The 21,219-nt window shown below is 66.9% G+C and carries 23 protein-coding genes and 3 tRNA genes; 12 read left to right on the forward strand and 14 right to left on the reverse strand.

Annotated features, from left to right (window positions below):
- Window positions 1–32: 32 nt before the first annotated feature.
- Complete coding sequence (locus OSB52_RS22845; RefSeq protein ID WP_266063646.1) at window positions 33–1,004, forward strand: prephenate dehydrogenase; 972 nt, start codon at window positions 33–35, stop codon at window positions 1,002–1,004.
- An 8-nt stretch (window positions 1,005–1,012) separates the two neighbouring features.
- On the opposite strand, the gene OSB52_RS22850 is transcribed toward OSB52_RS22845, so the two are convergent.
- The 6 genes from OSB52_RS22850 to OSB52_RS22875 all read right to left on the reverse strand — a co-directional run bounded on the left by OSB52_RS22850 (window position 1,013) and on the right by OSB52_RS22875 (window position 4,300).
- Window positions 1,013–1,636, reverse strand: a complete 624-nt coding sequence (locus tag OSB52_RS22850; RefSeq protein WP_266063647.1) for a putative glycolipid-binding domain-containing protein — start codon at window positions 1,634–1,636, stop codon at window positions 1,013–1,015.
- Window positions 1,637–1,715: 79 nt separating this feature from the next.
- Window positions 1,716–2,459 carry a hypothetical protein gene (locus OSB52_RS22855; RefSeq protein ID WP_266063648.1) on the reverse strand — a complete coding sequence of 248 codons (744 nt, stop codon included), beginning with the start codon at window positions 2,457–2,459 and terminating at the stop codon, window positions 1,716–1,718.
- Between the two features lie 128 nt (window positions 2,460–2,587).
- A complete protein-coding gene (gene aqpZ / locus OSB52_RS22860; RefSeq protein WP_266063649.1) occupies window positions 2,588–3,379 on the reverse strand; it encodes an aquaporin Z in 792 nt (263 codons plus the stop codon).
- 127 nt (window positions 3,380–3,506) lie between these two features.
- Window positions 3,507–3,911: an NUDIX hydrolase gene (locus OSB52_RS22865; protein WP_266063650.1), complete on the reverse strand. Its 405-nt coding sequence runs from the start codon at window positions 3,909–3,911 to the stop codon at window positions 3,507–3,509.
- A gap of 182 nt (window positions 3,912–4,093) precedes the next feature.
- Window positions 4,094–4,166: transfer RNA gene (locus OSB52_RS22870), tRNA-Arg, on the reverse strand.
- Between the two features lie 45 nt (window positions 4,167–4,211).
- Window positions 4,212–4,300 (reverse strand) — tRNA-Ser (locus OSB52_RS22875).
- 121 nt (window positions 4,301–4,421) lie between these two features.
- Between OSB52_RS22875 and OSB52_RS22880 the strand changes: the two genes are divergently transcribed.
- Window positions 4,422–5,492 (forward strand): pyridoxal phosphate-dependent aminotransferase, encoded by a 1,071-nt coding sequence (locus OSB52_RS22880; RefSeq protein WP_266063651.1) that lies wholly within the window; start codon window positions 4,422–4,424, stop codon window positions 5,490–5,492.
- Window positions 5,493–5,517: 25 nt separating this feature from the next.
- On the opposite strand, the gene OSB52_RS22885 is transcribed toward OSB52_RS22880, so the two are convergent.
- Window positions 5,518–6,498 (reverse strand): alpha/beta hydrolase, encoded by a 981-nt coding sequence (locus OSB52_RS22885; RefSeq protein ID WP_235723364.1) that lies wholly within the window; start codon window positions 6,496–6,498, stop codon window positions 5,518–5,520.
- A 222-nt stretch (window positions 6,499–6,720) separates the two neighbouring features.
- Between OSB52_RS22885 and OSB52_RS22890 the strand changes: the two genes are divergently transcribed.
- On the forward strand, window positions 6,721–7,221 hold the full coding sequence (locus OSB52_RS22890; RefSeq protein ID WP_266063652.1) for an acyl-CoA thioesterase: 501 nt from the start codon (window positions 6,721–6,723) through the stop codon (window positions 7,219–7,221).
- Here the strand turns inward: OSB52_RS22890 and OSB52_RS22895 are convergent.
- On the reverse strand, window positions 7,206–8,447 hold the full coding sequence (locus OSB52_RS22895; RefSeq protein WP_235723362.1) for a hypothetical protein: 1,242 nt from the start codon (window positions 8,445–8,447) through the stop codon (window positions 7,206–7,208). The two genes, OSB52_RS22890 and OSB52_RS22895, sit on opposite strands and share 16 nt — an antisense overlap.
- A 51-nt stretch (window positions 8,448–8,498) precedes the next feature.
- Window positions 8,499–9,620: an acyltransferase family protein gene (locus tag OSB52_RS22900; protein WP_266063653.1), complete on the reverse strand. Its 1,122-nt coding sequence runs from the start codon at window positions 9,618–9,620 to the stop codon at window positions 8,499–8,501.
- 42 nt (window positions 9,621–9,662) lie between these two features.
- Here OSB52_RS22900 and OSB52_RS22905 point away from each other — a divergent pair, with 42 nt between their 5' ends.
- Entirely contained in the window at window positions 9,663–10,679 is a 1,017-nt protein-coding gene (locus tag OSB52_RS22905; protein WP_266063654.1) for a magnesium transporter CorA family protein, read from the forward strand.
- 13 nt (window positions 10,680–10,692) lie between these two features.
- Here the strand turns inward: OSB52_RS22905 and OSB52_RS22910 are convergent, their stop codons facing one another.
- Window positions 10,693–11,367, reverse strand: coding sequence for a winged helix-turn-helix transcriptional regulator (locus tag OSB52_RS22910; RefSeq protein ID WP_235723359.1), 675 nt, complete (start codon window positions 11,365–11,367; stop codon window positions 10,693–10,695).
- 196 nt (window positions 11,368–11,563) lie between these two features.
- On the opposite strand from OSB52_RS22910, the gene OSB52_RS22915 reads away from it, so the two are divergent.
- Together OSB52_RS22915 and OSB52_RS22920 are read left to right on the forward strand one after the other, a co-directional pair.
- Window positions 11,564–12,379, forward strand: coding sequence for a class I SAM-dependent methyltransferase (locus tag OSB52_RS22915; RefSeq protein WP_266063655.1), 816 nt, complete (start codon window positions 11,564–11,566; stop codon window positions 12,377–12,379).
- 74 nt (window positions 12,380–12,453) lie between these two features.
- On the forward strand, window positions 12,454–13,119 hold the full coding sequence (locus OSB52_RS22920; RefSeq protein WP_266063656.1) for a DUF5701 family protein: 666 nt from the start codon (window positions 12,454–12,456) through the stop codon (window positions 13,117–13,119).
- A gap of 30 nt (window positions 13,120–13,149) precedes the next feature.
- Here OSB52_RS22920 and OSB52_RS22925 read toward each other — a convergent pair whose 3' ends face one another.
- A complete protein-coding gene (locus OSB52_RS22925; protein WP_266063657.1) occupies window positions 13,150–14,397 on the reverse strand; it encodes a multidrug effflux MFS transporter in 1,248 nt (415 codons plus the stop codon).
- A 57-nt stretch (window positions 14,398–14,454) separates the two neighbouring features.
- Between OSB52_RS22925 and OSB52_RS22930 the strand changes: the two genes are divergently transcribed.
- Window positions 14,455–14,847 (forward strand): hypothetical protein, encoded by a 393-nt coding sequence (locus OSB52_RS22930; RefSeq protein ID WP_266063658.1) that lies wholly within the window; start codon window positions 14,455–14,457, stop codon window positions 14,845–14,847.
- Window positions 14,848–15,001: 154 nt separating this feature from the next.
- Here the strand turns inward: OSB52_RS22930 and OSB52_RS22935 are convergent.
- Window positions 15,002–15,086, reverse strand: a tRNA-Ser gene (locus OSB52_RS22935).
- A gap of 78 nt (window positions 15,087–15,164) precedes the next feature.
- Between OSB52_RS22935 and OSB52_RS22940 the strand changes: the two genes are divergently transcribed.
- Complete coding sequence (locus OSB52_RS22940) at window positions 15,165–16,130, forward strand: NAD(P)H-quinone oxidoreductase (protein WP_266063659.1); 966 nt, start codon at window positions 15,165–15,167, stop codon at window positions 16,128–16,130.
- Between the two features lie 3 nt (window positions 16,131–16,133).
- Here the strand turns inward: OSB52_RS22940 and OSB52_RS22945 are convergent, their stop codons facing one another.
- The gene (locus OSB52_RS22945) at window positions 16,134–16,607 is read right to left on the reverse strand and encodes a MarR family winged helix-turn-helix transcriptional regulator (RefSeq protein WP_235723353.1); all 474 of its coding nucleotides are present in this window, start codon (window positions 16,605–16,607) and stop codon (window positions 16,134–16,136) included.
- A 110-nt stretch (window positions 16,608–16,717) separates the two neighbouring features.
- A complete protein-coding gene (locus tag OSB52_RS22950; RefSeq protein WP_266063660.1) occupies window positions 16,718–17,914 on the reverse strand; it encodes a cysteine desulfurase-like protein in 1,197 nt (398 codons plus the stop codon).
- Between the two features lie 63 nt (window positions 17,915–17,977).
- On the opposite strand from OSB52_RS22950, the gene OSB52_RS22955 reads away from it, so the two are divergent.
- Genes OSB52_RS22955 through glfT1 form a run of 4 tightly spaced genes read left to right on the forward strand, consistent with a single transcriptional unit; the run spans window position 17,978 to window position 21,155 of the window.
- Window positions 17,978–18,538, forward strand: coding sequence for a bacterial proteasome activator family protein (locus OSB52_RS22955; RefSeq protein ID WP_235723351.1), 561 nt, complete (start codon window positions 17,978–17,980; stop codon window positions 18,536–18,538).
- Between the two features lie 24 nt (window positions 18,539–18,562).
- Window positions 18,563–19,423, forward strand: coding sequence for a galactan export ABC transporter permease subunit Wzm/RfbD (wzm, locus tag OSB52_RS22960; protein WP_266063661.1), 861 nt, complete (start codon window positions 18,563–18,565; stop codon window positions 19,421–19,423).
- A gap of 14 nt (window positions 19,424–19,437) precedes the next feature.
- A complete protein-coding gene (wzt, locus tag OSB52_RS22965) occupies window positions 19,438–20,259 on the forward strand; it encodes a galactan export ABC transporter ATP-binding subunit Wzt/RfbE (protein ID WP_235723349.1) in 822 nt (273 codons plus the stop codon).
- Window positions 20,259–21,155, forward strand: coding sequence for a galactofuranosyltransferase GlfT1 (gene glfT1 / locus OSB52_RS22970; protein ID WP_235723348.1), 897 nt, complete (start codon window positions 20,259–20,261; stop codon window positions 21,153–21,155). The genes wzt and glfT1 overlap by 1 nt, the downstream gene beginning before the upstream one ends.
- The last annotated feature ends 64 nt before the right edge of the window (window positions 21,156–21,219 follow it).

The following is a 21,219-nucleotide window of genomic DNA, read 5'->3' on the forward strand; positions in this document are numbered from 1 at the left end:
CGCCTCACCGCTGTGTGTGCGAATGTGATGAGGTGACTGCCGCGTCTGCCACCCCCTCCGCACCGAACCGGTCGATCTGCATTCTCGGACTCGGACTCATCGGGGGCTCCCTGATGCGTGCACTGCAGATCGACGGGCATCGAGTGTTCGGGTACAACCGTTCCGCCGAGACCGTCGATGCCGCGATCGCGTCCGGCCACGATGCGTCCACCGACCTGGTGTCCACACTGGAGCGCGCGGCGGTCGACGACGCCCTCCTGGTGCTCGCAACACCCGTCACCACCATCGACGAGCTGCTCACCGAGGTGGTCGCGCATGCGCCGAACTGTCTGTTGACCGATGTGATCAGTGTGAAGCGGGCGGTCGCCGACGCGGTCGCCCGCCACGCCCCCGGGGTGCGGTACGTGGGTGGGCATCCGATGGCCGGCACCAGCCGGTCCGGGTGGTCGGCGACCGACCCCGATCTGTTCCGTGATGCGATGTGGATGGTGTCGACCGAGGACGGCACGGATGCGAACGACTGGTCGGCGGTGGCCTCGTTGGCCCGCGCTGTCGGCGCGCTGGTGGTGCCGGCCGCGCCCGACGCGCATGATCGGGCCGTCGCGGCGATCTCACATCTGCCCCATCTCACCGCAGCGGCCACCGCAGCGGTGGGTGCCGGCGAGAGCGAACTGGCGTTACGCCTGGCCGCGGGCAGCTTCCGCGACGGTACGCGGGTCGCCGCGACGGCCCCGGGCTTGCAACGGGCGATGTTGGAGGCCAACCGGATAGCACTGCTGAATGTGCTCAGCGAGACCATCGACCGGCTGCTGGCCGCACGCGACGAGCTGCGCGACAACGGCACCGTGGAGATCCTGGTGGACGACGGCCACCGATCCCGACTGGCCTATGAAGCGATCGCCGGATCGGAACCGGTGCCCATCACCGGGGTAACGGTCGGCGAGCCGGGCTGGGCGCAGCAGCTACGCCGCCAGGCGCACCAGGCCCGCGTCTGGCTGGGCTGAGCCGAACATCAGACCCGGGTGGCCAGGCCCGCATAGTCGATGACGAATCCGTTGTCGTCCACCGTCATCGACGACGTCACGATCGGCGACACCACGTCGATCCCGTCGGCGGTCGGGGTGTAATGCAGGGTGGCCGGCTCCACGTTTCCGCTGGGCAGATACAGGTAGACCACGGGAACGTCGATCTCGCCGCCATCCCGGTGCAGCCCATGACGACGGATCGGCAGGGCGTTGAACATCGGAGACAACGCGAGGTCGATGTCCTCGGCACCATTGAAGTCGCTGCGCTGCGTGCCGTCGGTGGTCTGGACCAACCAGTTGTGCTCACCGTCACGAGTGATCGCCATCTGTGTTTCGCCGCTCGCTCGCACCAAATGCAGCGACAGACGTTTGGTGACGCCGCTGTCGTTGGTGACGAGTTCGTAGGACGCCGAGAACGCCTCGTGGGTGTCGGTGGCTGCGGCGATGATGCGGCCGTAGGCCTTGATCCGGGCGCCGTTGACCAACAGGCGCACCTGTTCGAGCCGGTCAGCGCCCTCGCCGCGCCAGGTGACCATCGTCTTGAGGTCGGGCGCCGTCGACGAGCCGCCCGACCCGGCGGTGTTCTCGGAAGCAGTTTGCGAAGCACTCACGGATCTACGGTAGCGACCTGGGCACCGACGTACACACTCGATGGGCAGGCTGACGCCCTGATCGGTGACCACGCTCACCTCAGGCCCGGCAGGACACGGTCCGGCGCGGTGACTGCGCGGTGATCCGATCCTCGGCGACCACGCGGCCATCAACGGTGATCGTGCATCGCGCTTCGCCCTCGCCGGCGAGCACCAGCACCCGGAGCGGATTGGCCGAGCCGGTGAAAGTGACGGTCCAGGCCGCCGACGCCCCGACCGTCGTACGCAGACCCACATCGTCGACGTAGAGGATCGTGCTCGGCGAGCTGGCGGCCACTTCGTAGGTGACCTCCTTGCCCGCGGTACGTGCCGAATCACCGGGCCCCCCGGGCGCGCCGGGTGCTGCGGTCGGCGGCTGAGTGGGTAGTTCGGAGATCACCATCGGCAACGTCGGTTGGGTGACGGGTTCGTCGCCACGCAGCGCGGCCCGCCCGACCGTCAACGCCAGCAGCCCGAGCGCTGCGACCGCGACGAGCGCGACAAGACCGACGAGACGTCGATCCGACGGCGGCCGGCGCGGGCCGTCGACTCCTTCGCCGCGCTCGTACGGCCGGGCCCCGTCGGCGAGTACGCCATCGGCGGGTGCGCCGGGTGGTGTGCCCGTCGGTGAGTCGCCGTGGGGTGCCTGTCCGGATGCACCAGTCGGTTGGCCGGGAACGAACATCGGTGTGCCGTCCGGGGCATAGCCGAGCGGCGGATACAGCTGGCCGTAGATCGGTGTCCGATAGAGATCATCCGGTGGCGGCGGTGCCGACCGGGGCGGCGTTCCGGTGGGATCTCCCATCGTCGGCCTCCCGTCGTGTCGGCGACCGGCAGTGCGCCGGCCGTGGGCTCCTGCGCCCACCCTTCGACACTACGTCGGCCCAGAGGTCACCGCCGCCACCGTCCCGGGCCCGCGATCACCCGACCGCCTTACCGCGCCGTCGCCTCAGCTCGTTGCGGGTCGGCTCCCTGCGCACCGAACTTCAGCTTGCCGTCCTCGAACAGCAGCGGGTACAGCAGACCGCCGATGAGTCCGCCGAGCAGCGGCGCCAACCAGAACAGCCACAGTTGGGCCGGCGCCCCGTCTCCGTTGAAGAAGGCCACCGCGGTGGACCGCGCCGGATTCACCGACGTGTTGCTGATCGGGATCGAGATCAGGTGGATCAGGGTCAGGCACAGGCCGATGGCCAGCGGGGCGAACGTGCTGGGTGCCTTGCCACCGGTGGTGCCCAGCACGACGAGCAGGAAGAAGGCCGTCAGCAGGACTTCGGCGATGAGCACCGCCAGCAGGGAGTACCCATCCGGCGAGTTTTCGCCGTACCCGTTGGCGGCCATCCCGCCGATACGGTCGAATCCGTCTTTGCCGCTTGCTATCACGAGGAGCAGGAGCCCGGCGAGCAGTCCACCCACCACCTGCGCGATCCAGTAGCCCGGCAGGTCTTTCCACGCGATCCGGCCGCCGACCGCCGCGCCGAGGGTGATCGCCGGATTGAAGTGTCCGCCGGAGATGTGGCCGACCGCGTAGGCCATGGTGACCACGGTCAGACCGAAGGCGAGCGCGACACCGAGGTAGCCGATGCCGACTTGATAGTTGTCGCCGCCATCGGTGGCCTCCGCGATCTGTTTGGCAGCGAAGATCGCTGAACCACAGCCTCCGAATACCAGCCAGAACGTGCCGAACAACTCCGCAGCCAATTTTGCGACGGGTGAGGACGAGTTCATGCCTGAACCTTTCGGGTAAACGTCACGACATCGATCTCGCGAGTCACGATAACGGAGATGGGCTTGCTATCGGTGAATCCTGCGAAAACTCTGCCGCGCCGTTTCCGAGCTCTGATCGCGGCGGCGATCAGAGCGCCGGGATCACATGGTCGATCAGCAGGGGCGCGAGATCCTCGGGCAAGGGCCTGTCCTCGAGATCCAGCCAACGGATCTCGGCGATCTCGGCGGAAGGCGTGAGTTCGTCGACGACACCGTCGTAGCCGAATACTGTTGCTTCGATGTCACATCCGGACTCGTTGGCCGCCGCCGATCGGAACTCTCCCCAGCAGCGCAACCGATGTGCCGGAATGACGAGACCCACTTCCTCCGCACACTCGCGCGATGCCGCTGCGACCGCCGATTCCGATGTCTCCGGTTTTCCGCCGGGGAGCATGAACCGCGACGTCCCCCGCTTGCGAACGGTGAGCAGGCGTCCACGTCGGTCCCGGATGACGACTCCGCTGACAACGATGATCCGTGGGGTGCTCGACACCCGGTGATCGTACGGCCCAGACAGGCTCGACTGCGGCGGTGACCGCTGTGTCTGAGTTGTCCACAGAATCTACTCACATGTGTGTAATTCGATTCGGGACGATGTGCACAGGCTCCCGAGCGAGCAGACCCGCAACAACGACACACGCCCCGTCACCTGGTGGTGACGGGGCGTGTGTCGAGTGCGCCCGTAGGGATTCGAACCCCAAACCTTCTGATCCGTAGTCAGATGCTCTATCCGTTGAGCTACGGGCGCGTGCTATTCAGTTGTACTCCCACGGTCGGCGTGACCGTAGGTCGGCGGAGGCGAGAGGATTTGAACCTCCGGTCCCGTGTTAGCGAGACAACTCATTAGCAGTGAGTCCCATTCGGCCGCTCTGGCACGCCTCCTTGGCGGAGTCCTTTCGAACTGCCGAAGCGAAAGGTTACACACACTGTGCGCCACGAAGCAAACCGCGACTACGGCCGACCGGCTGCGACCTGACCACGGCCACACAACTACATTTGACGGGTGGCTTTGCGTATCCGAGAAGACCTTGCCGACCTGCCCGTCTACGTGCCCGGCAAGACGTTCCCCGGCGCGGTGAAGCTGGCGAGCAACGAAGTCACCGAGGGCCCACTGCCCAGCGTGCGCGAGGCCATCGGGGCGGCAGCGGCCGCCGTCAACCGCTATCCCGACAACGGCATGGTGGAGCTCACCGCAGCCCTGGCCAAGAAGCTCGGTGTCACCGAGTCCGAGGTTCAAGTCGGATGCGGGTCGGTGATCCTGTGCCAGAACCTGATCACCGTCACCAGCGGCCCCGGCGACGAGGTGGTGTTCGGCTGGCGCTCCTTCGAGACCTATCCGTTGGCGACCCGGGTCGCCGGTGCGACGCCCGTGCAGGTGCCGCTGACGTCGGACCTCACCTACGACCTGCCGGCGATGGCGGCCGCGATCACCGACCGCACCCGGCTGATCTTCGTGTGCAACCCGAACAATCCCACGGGAACGGTCGTGGAGGCCGACGCACTGCGTCAGTTCCTGCTTACGGTGCCATCGGACATCATCGTCGCGCTCGACGAGGCGTACTTCGAATACCTGCGGCTGGGTCCGTCGCAGGCTTATGACGCCCTCGAACTGCGGCGCGAGTTCCGCAACCTGGTGGTGTTGCGCACGTTCTCCAAGGCGTATGGGCTGGCGGGGTTGCGGGTCGGCTATGCGCTCGCCGACCCGGAGGTGATCGTCGCGCTCGGCAAGGCGCACGTCCCGTTCTCGGTCAACAGCATCGCCCAGCAGGCTGCGCTGGCCTCGCTGGCCGCCGAGGACGAACTGCTGGCCCGCACCGACGCAGTCGTCGCCGAACGCACTCGGGTGAGTGGCCGACTGCGCGATCTCGGCTACCGGGTGCCCGATTCGCAGGCGAATTTCGTGTGGCTGAACCTCGGCGACGACACGATCGAGTTCGCGCAGGCCTGCGTCGAGGCAGGGGTGGTGGTGCGTCCGTTCGCCGGCGACGGTGTCCGGGTCACGGTCACCCACCCGGCCGAGGACGACATCTTCCTGCGCTTCGCCGAGCAGTGGGCGGCGCGAACGAAATCCTGAGGTCACCGCACCTTGGATTTTTTGATCAGAGGCCGCGAGAGATGGTGGGCCAGGCCTTCGCAAGATCCTGCTCCCAATAGATCCAGCTGTGGGTGCCGATCAGCCGGAAGCCGTCGGTGAAGGCCACATTATTGGCGCGCAGCGTCGCTGCGAACTCCAACGAGCAGCGCCACGCGCCGAGTTCGAGCGCCGATCCGGCGGCGGTCACCGCCTCACGCGGTCCATCTTCGGGATCGTAGGGCGCGGTGAGATCGCGGGGCCCGATCGCCCCGGAACCTGCTGCGATGAAGATGTCCTTGCCACGGAGCTTGTCGAGATGCTTGCTGGGATCGTGCGCATCCCAGTTCGCCGAGCCGAACGGCCCCCACATGTTGGTGGCGTCACCGCCACTCTTGGCGACGGTGGTGCGGACGTAGCTCTCGTTGACCGGCCCCGACACCGGCGGGCAGCCACTCAGCGAGGCGATCCCGCTGTAGAGGCTCGGGTTGCGCATGGCCAGGGTGAACGCCGACTGCCCGCCCATCGAGAGGCCGACCACCGCATTGCGGCCCGTCCCGTCGAAGCGGTCGTCGATCAGCGGGGGCAGTTCCTTGGTCAGAAACGTTTCCCACTGCGGCTTGCCCAGGGCGGCGTCACGCTGCACCCAGTTGGTGTAAAAGCTGCCCGCGCCGCCGGTCGGCAACACCACATTGACGTTCTTGTCGGCGAAGAACTTGCCGGCCTTGCCCTTGGTGATCCAATCGCTGACGTCCTCGCCGGCGTCGGCCCCGTCGAGCAGGTAGACGGTCGAACGCGGCCCCGACGAATACTGCGGCGTGAGTACCGAGACCTTGACCTTGCCGCCCATGGATGGGGAGTCCACCCAGATGTCGGTCCGCAGCGGGCTCAGCTTCGACGACTTCGAGATCTCGGCGACCTTGGTGTCCGCGTGCGCCACCCCGGGCGCAGCGAGCACTCCGATGAGTACGGCGGCGACCACCGCCGGCCACCGATACGACTTCCGCATGTCATCCCTCACAACACGACGTGCCGCCCGCGACTTCGTCGTGCGGGTCGTCCGAAAATTACGGATCGCGGCACTCCCCATCGAACCGCGGCGTCCTACGACCAGAGTACTGATCGGTAGGCGCCTTCCGGAACCCCGACACTATGCTGCAGGTCGCGCCGGCGCACGCCAGCAGATTCCCCGGGCGCAGGCTCCGGGGGATCACCAACCAGGAGACCGCTGATGCCCGAGTCACACAATTCGGCCGCCGCGCCCGGCGCCGGTCTCGATGCCGACGGCTTCGCGTTCGTCGCGCGGGTCCCGGTGCGCTGGTCGGACATGGACGCGTTCGGTCACGTCAATCACGCCCGGATGGTCACGCTGATGGAAGAGGCACGGATCGAATGGCTGATGGCGGCCAGGAGTGTCGCCGAGTCCGACGACGACGTCGCCGCGCTGATCATGAGCGCGATGATCGTGCACGTCGAGATCCGATATCAACGCCAACTGCGCCACGACGACACCCCACTGCAGGTCGGCATGTGGATCACCGGCCATCGTTCGGTGGACTTCACCATCGGCTACGAGATCCGGGCATCCGACGACGACCAGACGGCGAAGGCCGCGTGCGTGGCGAGCACCCAGATGGCCGTCGTCGACACCGAGGCGCACACGTTGCGCCGACTGAGCCCCACGGAGAAGGGATACCTACGATCCTGGATGCGGGCTCAGGACGGCTCGTAGCGCGCCGGCAGTTCGTGCGCGGCACCCGGTGAGAGCCGAGCGATGTTGCCTTGCAACACATCCCGATAGATGCGGAGCTGCTCTTCACCGCTGCGCACCTGCTCGGTGAGCCGCTTGGTGTTGTCCACCGACATCTCCCGGTCACCGGAGCGAGCGATGAGTTCGCCGATCCGGTCATCGATGGTGGTGGTCCGGTTGTACTCCGCGAGCACCCGCAGTTCGACGGCCGCGGACTCGACGACTGCGGCGACATCGCCGAGCGCCTGCACCCGGTCGATCAGTTCGGTCCACACCGGGCGCAGCGTCTTCTCCCGCCGGTCGATGTGTTCGGCGAAGGACTGGTCGAACCCCCCGTTGCGCTTGGCCCGGTCCAGATCGATGCGCACCGCACGCAGCGCGATGACGTCCGCGGCGATCTCGGCGAGTTCCGCGTGCAGGTTCACCTGGGTGCGCTGCAGTTCGAAATGATCCGACAGCCAGGCCGGGTTGCCGACGATCCGGTCGTAGAAGTGCCCCGCCACGAACAGCAGCGTCTCGTAGCCGTCGACGAACGTCGCCGCACCGGCGGTCGCCGACGCCGCCGGCGCCGGTTCCTCGCGATCGGGGGCCAAGATCTGGCTTGCCCACTCACCGGCCTGCGGATATCCGGACTTCGACGCCACCTGACCGACGACACCGGCCAAGCGGTCGAAGGCAGCGGTCCCGGCGCGGCGCATGTAGCCCGAGGTGTGCACGTTGGGGGTGGGAGTGCACAACAATCCCGCGAACAACCGCTCCCGCTCCTCGATCTCGAGGTAGACGTTCTCGCGTCGTTCCCGCCGGATGGCGCGGGTCCCACCGGCGAACACACCTTTGGCCGTCACGATGTGTTTGCGGGCGTCGTCTCGTTTGCGATGCAGACCATTGATGCGGTTGCGCATCACGGCGGCCACGACGCCGGGCACCATCGGGTTGTCCAACTGTTGTTCGGCCTGGGCGATGGCCCGCTGCAGTCTCCGCAGATCGCCGAAGCCGCCGGGTAGCACCGGCAACGGCAGGCCGGTAGAGATCCGGCGCACCACGATGGCGCGTCCGGCGGGGGTGAGGAAGCCCGATGCGATCAGGGTGGCTGCGGTGTCGGTGAGCTCCGGGCGTTCACCCGGTACCCGCGATTGATCGCACCACGTGCGCAACTCGTCATCTGTCGTGGTCCCGGCAGGAACGCCGGGACGCCGGTTGTCGACCATTCCAGTCAATCCTCGATTCCCACCCGGATCCGCCGTCGTGTCCCGCCGATCCTACCCGCGCTCGACGAGCGGCTCGGGCGTGCGCGCGTGCGTGATCGGCCGGGTGATGCGGCGCAACAGCCAGGCCACGGGCACGCTGATCGCCGACGTCAGCAGGAAGGCTACCGCGGTGGAACCGGAGAACACCCGCCATCCGATCAGGTCCATGACCACCTCCAGTACGACGAGGTGAACGAGGAAGAATTCATAGGAGATCTCGCCGAACCACACCATCGGCCGACTGCCACACAGCCGCGCCCACCACTCGCGTCCGTCACCGCCCCGGATCGTCAGCGGTCCGATCACGCCGACCGCGACGACCACATACAGGAGGTGTTTGACGATCGTCGCCGACGCGGTGGTCGGGGTGATGGTCGGCTCACCCGCGATCGCGGTGCCGCTCAGCAGAAACGCCCCGACAGCCACCGCCACCGAGATCGTCGGGTCCCAGCGCGAGACGAGGCGGCCGACCACCGCCAGCAGCATGCCCGCGACGAACCACCCGAAGAAGGCCGGCGCCCACAACCGCGCGGTCGGGCTGAGATCGGTGCTGCCGGCGACGACCACCGACCAGATCGGCGAGACCGACATCAACGCCACCAGTCCCACGATCAGCAGATCCGGCCGCCAGCGGTGCCGGCAGATCAGCGTCAGACCTCCGGCGATGACGGGCAGCACCAGATAGAACACCACTTCGGCGGCCAGACTCCACATCTGGGTCAGGCCCGAATGCAGGTGGCCAAGGCCGTACACCTGCGTCAGGGTCATGTTGCGGGCGAACCCCGACCAGCCGGTGCCGGTGGGCGCGGCATCCGGCGGTGTGTACACCAGGAACAACGCGTACACCGCCAAAACCGTCAGCCAATAGGCCGGCAGAATGCGTCGCGCCCGATGCCAGAAGTAGCGGCCCACCGACGGCTGGCCGCGCCGGCCTGCGAGCACATCGACCCACGGCGAGAACAGCAGATATCCGGAGAGGACGAAAAACAACGCGACGCCGATCTCGAAGCGGGACAGCAGACGCCCGACGAAATCGTCGGTGTAGTGCCCGGTCCAGAATGCCGCGTGGGTCAGGCACACCGCGAGTGCGGCGATGGTGCGGATACCGGTGAGAGACGGAATCCGCGCAGCCATGCAGCGATCCTGCCATCTGCGGACCGGTGGCAGGATGTGGGCATGGGAGAACATGTGCGCGGCCAGATCTGGCGCGGCGGCGAGAAGGTCGACGGTTTCGAACTCAGCGCCATCTCCGATCACATCGGGCACCCCGACGAACTGATCTGGGCCGATCTCGAGTGCCCGAGCCACGAGACGATGGCCGCACTGGCCGACGAACTCGACCTCGATCCCTTCGCGATCGAGGACACCACCGCCAAGGCCGAGCGGGTGAAGACCGTCGCCTACGAGCACCACACGTTTCTGATGGTCTACGCGGTCACCATCACCTCGTCGGAGGGCACATCGCCCGACATGGCGCACCCGGCGGAGCGGGCCGACGAATTCGAGTTGCATCGGATCTCGATGTTCATCAAGGACAACACGTTGATCACCGTGCGATTATCGGAGGGCTTCGACATCGACGAGGTGGTGTCGCGGTGGGATGAGATGGGCGGCAAGCAGTACGGCATCGGCGCGTTGCTGCACGGGCTGCTCGATGTGGTCGTCGACGGGCACTTCGATGCGGTGCAGCGGCTCGACGACGCGGTGGAGTCGCTGGAGGGCTCGCTGTTCGACGAGAAGGTAGCGGCCCGCACGCTGCAACGCCATACCTACGATCTGCGTAAGGATCTGGTGCTGCTGCGTCGGGTCATCCTGCCGATGCGCGAGGTCATCGGCAGTATCCAGCGACGCCGCTTCGAGAACAACGCCCCGTCCGAGCTCGACCCGCACTTCTCCGACCTCTACGATCACGCGCTGCGTGCGGCCGAATGGACCGAATCGGTTCGGGACATGATCACCACCGTGTTCGAGACCAACCTGTCGCTGGCCGACGCTCGACTGAACTCGGTGATGAAGAAGCTGACCGGATGGGCCGCGATCATCGCGGTGCCCACCGCGATCACCGGTTTCTATGGGCAGAACGTACCCTTCCCCGGCTTCGAGCGCACCCTCGGATTCGTCACGAGCACTGTGTTGATCGTCGCGATCGTGTGCGCCCTGTACGTCACCTTCCGGCGACGCGACTGGCTCTGATCGGCGACCGTCGTCAGGCCGGGCGGGGTATCGCCGCCGACTCGCTCTGCCCGATCCAGGCGGGCACCTCGCGACGGACCTCGGCCGGCGCCATGATGGTGATCGTGTTGTCGGACAGCGCAGTCCGCCAGTCGATATCGCCGCGCCACACCTCGGTCAGCGTACGGAGATCGGTGACCACGGTGCCGTCGATCTCATAGCCCGGGTCGAAGTCGCAGACCTGCGGGACCCCGTCGCTCACCACCAGCCACCATGAGCCGGCCTTGCCGATGACGTCGCGGAAGCTGAACTCGAGCACCGCACGGCGACGCGGCCACCGCTCGATCGGCATCGACCGGTGGATGTCCCACATCAGTAGATGTGGGTCGAGGTCGGCGTCGCCGAGTTCGCCGATCCAACGAATACCCCACGCGCTCAGTGCGGTGACGACCTCATGGAGTTCCTGGCCCTTCTCGGTGAGTGCATAGGTCGACCGACCGCCGACCTCAGATCGTCGTATCACCCCGGCACGTTCCAGCGTGCGCAGCCGTTTGGTGAGCAACGCCGGCGACATCTTGGGCACCCCGCGTCGTAGGTCGTTGAAATGCCTGCTGCCCAGCAGGAGTTCACGCACGACGAGGATCGTCCACCGTTCGTCGAGCAATTCCATCGCCTTCGCTACCGGACAGAACTGTCCATACGAGGTCATCGCACACCGCCTTTGATCCGCCGCGTTCAAGTACACACCCGCGTGCGCCGATTGACCAGTACAGATTGTGAACCTGCGGTGGTTCAGATCTTGATCTAGATGCCCCGACCGGACCGCGCGATGGTGATGGGGTACCACACGCCCGGCCGCATTGGCCGAGCACACCACATCACGATCATCACCAGGAGACGAGTTCATGACAATCGACAGCATCACCACCGACACCGCAATCAAGCAACGCCATCGCGCGATGTGGGCATCCGGCGACTACCCGGCAGTAGCCGACGTCATCGCCGACCTGGGGCCTCGGCTGGTGACTGCCACCGGCATCGGCGCCGACGACAAGGTGGTCGACATCGCTGCCGGCGCAGGCAATGTGGCCGTACCGGCCGCGCGGACCGGAGCCCACGTGGTCGCCACGGACCTCACCCCGGAGCTGCTGGCTACCGGCGAGAGCCGCTTCCCTGATCTCGGCATCGTCTGGCGCACAGCAGATGCCGAGGACCTCCCGTTCGACGACGACGCCTTCGACGTCGCGGTGTCGTGTGTCGGTGTCATGTTCGCACCGCACCACCAGGAGTGCGCCGACGAACTCGCGCGGGTCACCCGGCCGGGTGGTCGGATCGGTCTGATCAATTGGACACCAACAGGTTTCATCGGCGAGCTGTTCACGGTGATGAAGCCCTACGCACCGCCTCCCCCGCCGGGAGCGAAGCCTGGTGTGTTGTGGGGCGATGCCACGCATGTGGCCGGTCTGTTCGGCGAACGGGTCACCGATCTCACCGCCACCACCGCCACCCTCGAGGTGACCGCTTTCGCCGATGGCGCCGCATTCCGGGACTTCTTCAAGGCGTCGTACGGGCCCACCATCGCGGCGTACCGCACCGTCGGTGACGACACCGACCGCGCGGCCGAACTGGACGCCGCGATCGCCGGTCTCGCCGACTCCCATCTCAACGACGGTGTCATGCGATGGGAGTACCTGCAGGTGACCGCCACAGTCACCGGCTGAGCAACATCTCGAGCCGAGGCCCGTCGCCGCCGACGTCGGGCCTCGGTCGCGGGTTCGCTCGAGGGTGGCGCTCGGTGTTCGGGCGTACCCTCGGCGGGATGCATGCCGCCACGCTCGCGCTCCCGGACCTGACCACCCAGGCTCGCCGTCTCGTCGAACTCGGGCTCGGCCGACTCGCCGGGTTGCCGGATTCGGCCATTCACGATGCTGTGGCCAGTGTCGAGGTGGACGACGCGCTGTTGGTACCGGGCCCCGCTCTCGTGACCCCGTCGGCGCTCGCCCCGCTGGTGAATCGCGCGGACAAGCCGGGCTTCGTCGTCGTCGACATGACCGACCTCGATCAGTTCGGCCCGATCCCGGGTGTCGACCTCCCGGACACCCCGTTCTACCTGATCAGCGGCCTCGACCGGGGCGACGAGATGGCCAACTGGAGTCCCGATGAGGCGCTGCCGGCGATCACCGGCGCCGGGCGCACGCCGCTGACCGTCTCCGAAGGCATCGCGTGGTTGCTGCAGCAACCCGATCGGCTCGAACCGAACCACTGCTTCATGACCATCGGCTCGCGGTTGCGCAAGCCCAACGGCCGCCTGGATTCCCGCACTCCGGCGATCTGGATCTCCGGCGGAACCGGCCGCGACGGCCGGGAGCGCAAGGGCGCCCCCAAGGTCGGCTGGTGCTGGGCCGGCAACCGGCACACCTGGCTCGGATTCGCCTCGGCCGCGCAGCGACGCTCTCTCTGAGCTTCCCTCGGCCCTTGCGGCTGGCAGCCATCAGGCGCGCGTGGCGAACGCCGCCTCCCCTTCCGGGTTGCGGGCCGCACTGCGGCGGGCCAAGCCGAAGCAGATGAGTGCCACCACGGCCGAGCACACCATCACGCACGCCATCGGCACCGCGGTGTCGTCGCCGGCCAGCCCGCCCAACGGCGAGACGGCGCCGCCGACCAAAAACATCACCCCGCCCAACACAGCACTGCCGGCGCCGGCTGCATCACGGGTGTGCTCCATGGCCAACGCGGCACTGTTGCCCATCACGAACCCGACCGCGGTGACCGCGACGAACAGCGGTATCACCAGCAGCACCGGCGCCGACGACAGCGCGGCCACCAGCACGCACACCGACGCGACCAGCAGCACGGGCACCGCGACCCGGATGACATGCGCCGGATGCACGTGCCGCCGCGACAGCCTCGCCGCCACCAGCCCGGCGGCCGTCATCCCGAGTGCGTTCACGGCGAAACACAATCCGTAGACGAACGACGACGTGCCGAGCACCCGCTGATAAACGAACGACGAGCTCGAGATGTAGGACATCAGCGACCCGAACGCGAACGCCTGGGTGAAGACGTAGGCGAGGAACGCCGGCTTGCCGAACCTGCCCACGAGGTCGCGGTAGCCCAGACGCGAGGCACGGTCGGCAGCCGGCAGCGTCTCCGGCACCGAGGTGAGCGCCATCAGCAGTTGCAGCACCGTTGCCGCCAGGATGACGCCGAGCACCCCACGCCACGAGACGTGTCCGGCCAGCACACCACCGATCACCGGTGCGAGCACCGGCGCGAGGCTCTGGATCGTCATCATCAGCGTCATCGAGCGGGCGCCGGCGAACCCGACGAGCAGGTCGGCGATGATGGCGCGGGCGATCACCATGCCCGCTGCCGCTGCGACCGCCTGCAAGAAGCGCGACGCGATCAAAATCTCGATGTTGGGTGAGATCACCACCACGACCCCGGCCAGCACCGCCACCGCCGACCCGATGAGCAGCGGATTACGACGACCGAAACGATCCGACACCGGACCCCACAGCACCTGCCCGACCGCCACACCGATCAGGAACGCCGTCAACGTCAGCTGCACGTGGGTGGCGTCGGTGCGCAGCGATTCCTGCACGTCGAGGAACGACGGCAGGTACAGGTCGGTGGCGATCGGCGCCGTCGCCGACAGCAGAGCCAACGCCAGCAGCAGTCGCGGACCGAGGCCGTCGCGGGTGGAGTTCACCCGGGCGACGGTACCGCGCATGCTCATTCACGCGAATGATCGGGCTGTTGACGATGCGCGCACCCGCGCTACCGTCCCGTGATTGTGAATATCAAACGGATCATCGCGGGGGCCCTGATCGGCGGAGCCGCGGTCATGGGGATCAGTTTCGGAGCAGGTCACGCGGAAGCGAAGATCGAGCCGGGGCAGTACAAGTACCAGGCGTTCACGTGGGGACTCATCCCGACGCCCGTGTCCAATGTCCGGATCGTCGGCGACCAGTTCTACTCCGACATCTCCGGCGTCGGACCGTCTGACATCAACAGAGCCACCATCGTGCCGACGAAGAATGGTGGCATCCTCACGCTTTCGAAGGATCCGGTCGCCATGTGGTTCGGCCGAATCGAATTCACGAAGACCGCATACGGTTACCACGGGACCACCTTCAACTACGGTGGCATCCCGACCGGCGACGTCGTCCTGAAAAAGGTCCGCTGAAGAACTGCCAACCGCCCCGCCATCTAGCGCGTCACACTCATTCATGCGGATGATCGAGCTGTCGGCAATACGCGCACCCGCGCTACCGTCCCCTGACCCGCGAGCAGGCATGAAAACAGCCCGCCACCTGCGGTGAAAGGTGGCGGGCTGCCTGCGGAAGCGGAGGGATTTGAACCCCCGGTGGTTTTACCCACGCTCGCTTTCAAGGCGAGTGCATTCGGCCGCTCTGCCACGCTTCCCTGCGCATGAGGCTACTGGAGACCGCAGGTCGCGAGCACATCGGCCCGCGACGACGATGTGTGACTAGTGTCGGCAGGGTGCGTGCCATAGCCGGAACCGATCAGCTGTCCGTCGTCACCCTGCCCGATCCCGAACCAGGCCCCGACGAGGTCGTCATCGACGCCGTGGCCGCGGGCGTCAACCGAGCGGATCTACTGCAGCGCAAGGGCCTGTATCCGCCGCCGCCCGGTGCCGTGGACACCCTCGGGCTCGAGGTGTCCGGCCGGATCTCCGCGCTTGGTGAGCATGTCTCGGGCTGGCAGATCGGCGACGAGGTGTGCGCCCTGCTGGCCGGCGGCGGTTACGCGGAGAAGGTCGCGGTGCCGGCGGTGCAGGTGCTGCCCAAGCCCGCATCGGTCGACCTCGTGTATGCCGCAGCGCTGCCCGAAGTGGCGTGCACGGTGGCGTCCAACGTCTTCGACGCCGGACATCTGGCATCTGGGGAGCTGCTGCTGATCCACGGCGGGTCGTCGGGGATCGGCACTCACGCCATCCAGGTCGCACACGCGATCGGCGCGCGCGTGGCGGTCACCGCACGCACCGCGCAGAAGCTGGACCGGTGCCGCGTGTTGGGCGCCGACATCCCCATCAACTACGCCGACGACGACTTCGTCGAGATCGTTCGAGGTAGTGGCGGCGCCGACGTGATCCTCGACATCATGGGCGCCAAGTACCTCGAGAAGAACGTGAAGGCACTCAACACCGGCGGACGGCTGGTCATCATCGGTATGCAGGGCGGCACCAAGGCGGAGCTGTCCATTGCGGCGCTGATGACCAAGCGGGCGTCGGTCATCGGCACCACGCTGCGGTCACGACCGGTGAGCGGTGTCAACTCGAAGGCCGACGTGGTGGTGACGACGCGACGGATCACGTGGCCGCTGCTCGAATCCGGCGAGGTGGTGCCGATTGTCGACGCCACGTTCCCGCTCGCCGACGCCGACGCCGCCCACGCCCGCCTCGACAGCGGCGACGCGATCGGCAAGGTGCTGCTGACCATCGACTGACCGTCAGAAGTTGCGCTTGGCCGGAAGGTTCGCTCCGATCTTGGCGAACACCTCACCGAGCATCTGGAACTCCTCGGCGGTCAGCGGATCAACCACCAGTCGCGCGATCGCGTCGTCACGCACCGCGGCATGCCGCGCCAGCACCTCACGACCCCGGTCGGTGATGCGCACGAGCCGGTGTCGTCCATCGGTCTCCGATTCGGTGCGTTCGGCCAATCCTTCGTCCACGAGCCGGGTGATCTGCCGGGATACCGTGCTGACCGACATGTGCACCACCGCGGCGAGCTCACTGATGCCGCGTTCCTCCGAATTCTGCAGACCTTCGAGAACCCGGAGATCGACCTGAGTGAACCCCGACGCCGACATCGCGGTGTTGATCTCGGCCAGCAGCCCCCAGCCGCCACTGACAAAGGTCCTCCAGATCTCGCGTTGGGCGGGACTGAGCTCCCGGTAGGGCTCTTCGCGACTGGCGCCCATCACCTCTCCGTCGGCCGAATGACAACCTTCATTGTCGTAAACCTAATGGCCGCGATGGCGCACCGCTAATCGCGGATGGACTTTTTCGAACATTTGACCCACTGTGTCGATCAACCGAGTGACCCGAGTGCCCGCACGAGGTGATCGACCTCATACGGCGTCGAGTACGGGCCGAGCCCCACGGTCACCGCGCCACCGAAATCGTCGGCGCCCATCCGGACCAGGGCCCGGCTGGGCACATCGGCCAGCGCGCAGATTCCGTTGTCGGCCAACCGGCGCACCACCTTCTCCGCTGCCACCCCGTCGAACGTGAAGCTCACCGCGGGGACCCGGTCGTCGACGGTGCCGATCAGGTTGACCTGGTTGAGGTGCTGCACGGTGGTCATCAGATAGACCGTCAGCCGCTGCATGTAGGCCGACACTCCCCCCAAGGCGGTGACCAGCCGCTGGCGCCGTGTCCCGCCGGCCGCGTCGTCGAGCGCGGCGAGATGCTCGACCGAGGCGGTCAGCCCGGCCAGCAACCCGCCCTGCAGCGACTCGGGTTCCAGACGCGCCGGACCCTCGGCACGCGGATTCATCGCGAGCGTCCGCATGGGCCCGATCGCCGCCGGATCGCGAAACACCATCGCCGCGACCCGTGGGCCGCCCCACCGCTCGGCAGACACCAACAGCACATCGGCGCCCAGTTCGGCGATGTCGAGAGGCAGGTAGGGGGCGGCGCTGGTCGCGTCGACCACGAGCTTCGCACCGACCTGGCGGGCCAGGGCGGCGATCGCGCTGACGTCGGTGATGGCGCCCATCGTCGACGACGCGAGGGTGACCGCGACGACGGCGGTGCGTTGATCGATCAGCTCGCGATACTGCCAGGTCGGCAGCCCACCGGTCTCCACGTCGATCTCGGCCCAGCGGATCTGGGCGCCGTGGGTGTCGGCGACCCGAATCCACGGCACGATGTTCGGTTCGTCGTCCTGACGACTGACCACGACGTTGGCGCCGAACCACGTGGACATCGGCATCGCCTCGGTGAGCCCGGCGACCAACGCCGACCGCGAGGGTCCCAGGACCACGCCACCCGGGTCGCCCGCCACCAGGTCGGCGACCGCGCCGCGCGCCCGTTCGACGGTGTCGGCTGCGGCGCGAGCACCGGGGTATTCCGCACCCGGCGCGGCCGACAACTGCCGGAAACCGGTCGACACGGCGGTGGCGACCGAGTCGGGGATCAGCATCCCGGCCTGCGGATCGAGGTGGATCCAGCCGTCGCCGAGCGAGGGAAACAATCCACGCACATGGGCGACGTCGAAGGCCATGTTCACACCATAGACATGGGGTGTCGGCGCAGACCCCGGGTGGCCTTCGGCACAATGGACCCCATGCCTTCTGGACCGAACTCTGCACCGTTCCCGGGCGGCGACCCGCGCACCGGCAACCCCGGCGACGACGACAACATCATCGTCGTCGGTGGCCAGACACCGTCGGGCTCGCAGGGTGAGCCGGACGAGGAAACCCAGAACGTCGCCGACATGGTGGAGCAACCCGCGAAGGTGATGCGGATCGGCACCATGATCAAGCAATTGCTCGAAGAGGTGCGGGCGGCTCCCCTCGACGAGGCGAGCCGCAACCGGCTGCGCGAGATCCACGAGTCATCGATCCGCGAACTCGAGGAGGGGCTGGCCCCCGAACTGCGTGAGGAACTCGAGCGACTCACCCTCCCGTTCACCGAGAACGCCACGCCGTCCGACGCGGAGTTGCGCATCGCCCAGGCCCAGCTGGTGGGGTGGCTCGAGGGTCTGTTCCACGGCATCCAGACCGCGTTGTTCGCCCAGCAGATGGCTGCGCGGGCGCAGCTCGAACAGATGAGGCAGGGTCAACTGCCACCCGGGATGATGACCGGTAACGGCCCCGCCGGACCCAGCACCGGGCAGTACCTCTAGCAGCCGCTTGTAAGCTGTGTCCCCGTGTCATCCGTAGTCAGCGACGAGATCCCCGCAGCACCTCTGGTGTCGGACTCGCGCACCATGCGCCGTGCCGTCCGGGATCTGTCCCAGGGACTGCGCACATCCGAGTTGTGGCTGCATCTGGGCTGGCAGGACATCAAGCAGCGTTATCGCCGCTCGGTCCTGGGTCCGCTGTGGATCACCGTCGCGACCGGCGTCACCGCGGTGGCGATGGGATTGCTCTACGGCGAGCTGTTCGGGATGGACATCAAGGTCTTCCTGCCGTACGTGGCGCTCGGCTTCATCTTCTGGAACTTCATCCAGAGTTCGATCCTCGAGGGATCGGCGGTGTTTTCCGCCAATGAGGGTTTGATCAAGCAGTTGCCGGCACCGGTGAGTGTGCACGTCTACCGGGTCGTGTGGCGGCAGTTGATCATCTTCGCGCACAACATCGTGATCATCGCGATCATCTTCGCCATCTTTCCCCCGCCGCTGAACTGGACCGTTCTGCTGGTCATACCGGCAATCGGATTGTTCGTGCTCAACGCGATCTGGGTGTCCATCGTCTTCGGCATCCTGTCCACCCGATTCCGCGACATCGGACAGCTGCTGACCACCGTCGTGCAACTGGTGTTCTTCATGACCCCGATCATCTGGAGCACCCAGAGCCTCACCAGCGCCACCGGGGAGGAGTCGTCGCGCCTGAAGATCGTCGAGCTCAACCCGATGTTCCACTACCTGGAGATCACCCGCGGGCCGCTGCTCGGCGAGTCGGTGCAGTTCTACCACTGGGCGATCGTCATCGGTTGTACCGTCGTCGGCTGGGTGCTGGCGATGTTGGTGATGCGTAACTATCGAGCCCGCGTGGCGTACTGGGTTTAGGACGGGACGAACACATGGGATCTGAGAGCAAGGTGCGCGTCGACACCTGGGATGCGTGCGTCGACTTCCCCATCTTCGACGCCAAGACACGCTCGCTGAAGAAGTCGGTGATGGGCGCGGCCGGCGGCGTCATCGGGTCCACGTCATCCAACGTGGTGGTGGTCGAGGCGCTCAAGAACATCAACCTGCATCTCGAGCACGGCGATCGGATCGGCCTCGTCGGGCACAACGGCGCCGGCAAGTCGACATTGTTGCGCCTGCTGTCGGGCATCTACGAACCCACCCGCGGAGCCTGTCAGGTGCGTGGCCGGGTGGCGCCGGTATTTGATCTCGGGGTCGGCATGGACCCGGAGATCTCCGGCTACGAGAACATCATCATCCGCGGCATGTTCCTCGGCATGACCCGCAAGCAGATGTTGACCAAGATCGACGACATCGCCGAGTTCACCGAACTCGGCGACTACCTGCAGATGCCGCTGCGCACCTACTCCACCGGCATGCGGGTGCGGATCGCGCTGGGCGTGGTGACCAGCATCGACCCGGAGATCCTGATCCTCGACGAGGGCATCGGTGCGGTCGACGCCGACTTCATGCGCAAGGCACGTTCGCGGCTGCAGGCGCTGGTCGAGCGCTCGGGCATTCTGGTGTTCGCCAGTCACTCCAACGAGTTCCTCGCCCAGCTGTGTGATCGGGCCCTGTGGATCGACCACGGGCAGATCAGGATGGAAGGCGACATCGAGACCGTCGTGGGCGCCTACGAAGGGCCGAAGGCGGCCGCGCACGTCCGCAAGGTGCTCGACACCGTCGAGAACTTCGAGGGCGAGGCACGCAACTGATGCCCGACCAGGTGATCGCGGTGGTGGTCACCCACCGGCGGGTGGAGCTACTGGAAGGTTCGCTGGCGGTGATCGCCGGCCAGGACCGTCCCGTCGATCACCTCATCGTGGTGGACAATGCCGACGAACCCGAAGTCGCCGACCTCGTCGCCCGCCAACCCATCGCGACCACCTACCTCGGATCGCAGCGCAACCTGGGCGGCGCGGGCGGCTTCGCGCTCGGCATGTTGCATGCGCTCGCGCTGGGCGCGGACTGGATCTGGTGCGCCGACGACGACGGCCGCCCCGACGGCCCGGCGGTACTGAGCACGCTGCTCGACTGCGCGGCGCGCTACCAGCTCGACGAGGTGTCGCCGGTGGTCGCCAACATCGACGACCCGGACACCCTCGCGTTTCCGCTGCGTCGCGGGGTGGTCTGGCGGCGGAAGCGGTCCGAGCTGTTCGAAGACGATGCGTCGGACTTTCTGCCGGGCATCGCGTCGTTGTTCAACGGCGCGTTGTTCTCGGCACAGGCGATCGAAGAGGTCGGGGTGCCGGATCTCCGGTTGTTCTTCCGCGGTGACGAGGTGGAAATCCATCGTCGGCTGCAGCGCTCGGGTCTCGCATTCGGCACCTGCCTCACCGCCGGGTATCTGCACCCGGATGGTTCCGACGAGTTCCGCCCGATCCTCGGCGGCCGCATGCACACCCAGTACCCCGACAATCCGACGAAGCGGTACTTCACCTACCGCAACCGCGGCTACCTGATGTCTCAGCCGGGCCTGCGTAAACTCATCCCGCAGGAGTACGCCCGCTTCGGCTGGTATTTCCTTGTGCAGCAACGCGACCCGCAGGGCTTCGCCGAGTGGGTGCGCTTGCGTCGGCTGGGTCGTCGGGAGCGGTTCACGCGCCCGTGAGGGAGGGACCCTTCGTGACGCTCGGCTAGCGTCTCGCTCCCACCGCTGGTTGAGTAGTCCGGAG

The organism is Gordonia aquimaris (assembly GCF_026262595.1).
GTDB classification, from domain to species: Bacteria; Actinomycetota; Actinomycetes; order Mycobacteriales; family Mycobacteriaceae; genus Gordonia; species Gordonia tangerina.

Excerpts from the sequence above, each read along its gene's own strand:
- OSB52_RS22925 (WP_266063657.1), bottom strand. The coding sequence starts at position 14,397 with ATGAGCATGCGCGGTACCGTCGCCCGGGTGAACTCCACCCGCGACGGC.
- OSB52_RS22895 (WP_235723362.1), bottom strand. The coding sequence starts at position 8,447 with ATGGTCGACAACCGGCGTCCCGGCGTTCCTGCCGGGACCACGACAGAT.
- OSB52_RS22950 (WP_266063660.1), bottom strand. The coding sequence starts at position 17,914 with ATGGCCTTCGACGTCGCCCATGTGCGTGGATTGTTTCCCTCGCTCGGC.
- OSB52_RS22945 (WP_235723353.1), bottom strand. The coding sequence starts at position 16,607 with ATGGGCGCCAGTCGCGAAGAGCCCTACCGGGAGCTCAGTCCCGCCCAA.
- aqpZ (WP_266063649.1), bottom strand. The coding sequence starts at position 3,379 with ATGAACTCGTCCTCACCCGTCGCAAAATTGGCTGCGGAGTTGTTCGGC.
- OSB52_RS22910 (WP_235723359.1), bottom strand. The coding sequence starts at position 11,367 with ATGACCTCGTATGGACAGTTCTGTCCGGTAGCGAAGGCGATGGAATTG.
- OSB52_RS22900 (WP_266063653.1), bottom strand. The coding sequence starts at position 9,620 with ATGGCTGCGCGGATTCCGTCTCTCACCGGTATCCGCACCATCGCCGCA.
- OSB52_RS22885 (WP_235723364.1), bottom strand. The coding sequence starts at position 6,498 with ATGCGGAAGTCGTATCGGTGGCCGGCGGTGGTCGCCGCCGTACTCATC.
- OSB52_RS22890 (WP_266063652.1), top strand. The coding sequence starts at position 6,721 with ATGCCCGAGTCACACAATTCGGCCGCCGCGCCCGGCGCCGGTCTCGAT.
- glfT1 (WP_235723348.1), top strand. The coding sequence starts at position 20,259 with ATGCCCGACCAGGTGATCGCGGTGGTGGTCACCCACCGGCGGGTGGAG.
- OSB52_RS22955 (WP_235723351.1), top strand. The coding sequence starts at position 17,978 with ATGCCTTCTGGACCGAACTCTGCACCGTTCCCGGGCGGCGACCCGCGC.
- OSB52_RS22905 (WP_266063654.1), top strand. The coding sequence starts at position 9,663 with ATGGGAGAACATGTGCGCGGCCAGATCTGGCGCGGCGGCGAGAAGGTC.
- wzt (WP_235723349.1), top strand. The coding sequence starts at position 19,438 with ATGGGATCTGAGAGCAAGGTGCGCGTCGACACCTGGGATGCGTGCGTC.
- OSB52_RS22915 (WP_266063655.1), top strand. The coding sequence starts at position 11,564 with ATGACAATCGACAGCATCACCACCGACACCGCAATCAAGCAACGCCAT.
- OSB52_RS22855 (WP_266063648.1), bottom strand. The coding sequence starts at position 2,459 with ATGGGAGATCCCACCGGAACGCCGCCCCGGTCGGCACCGCCGCCACCG.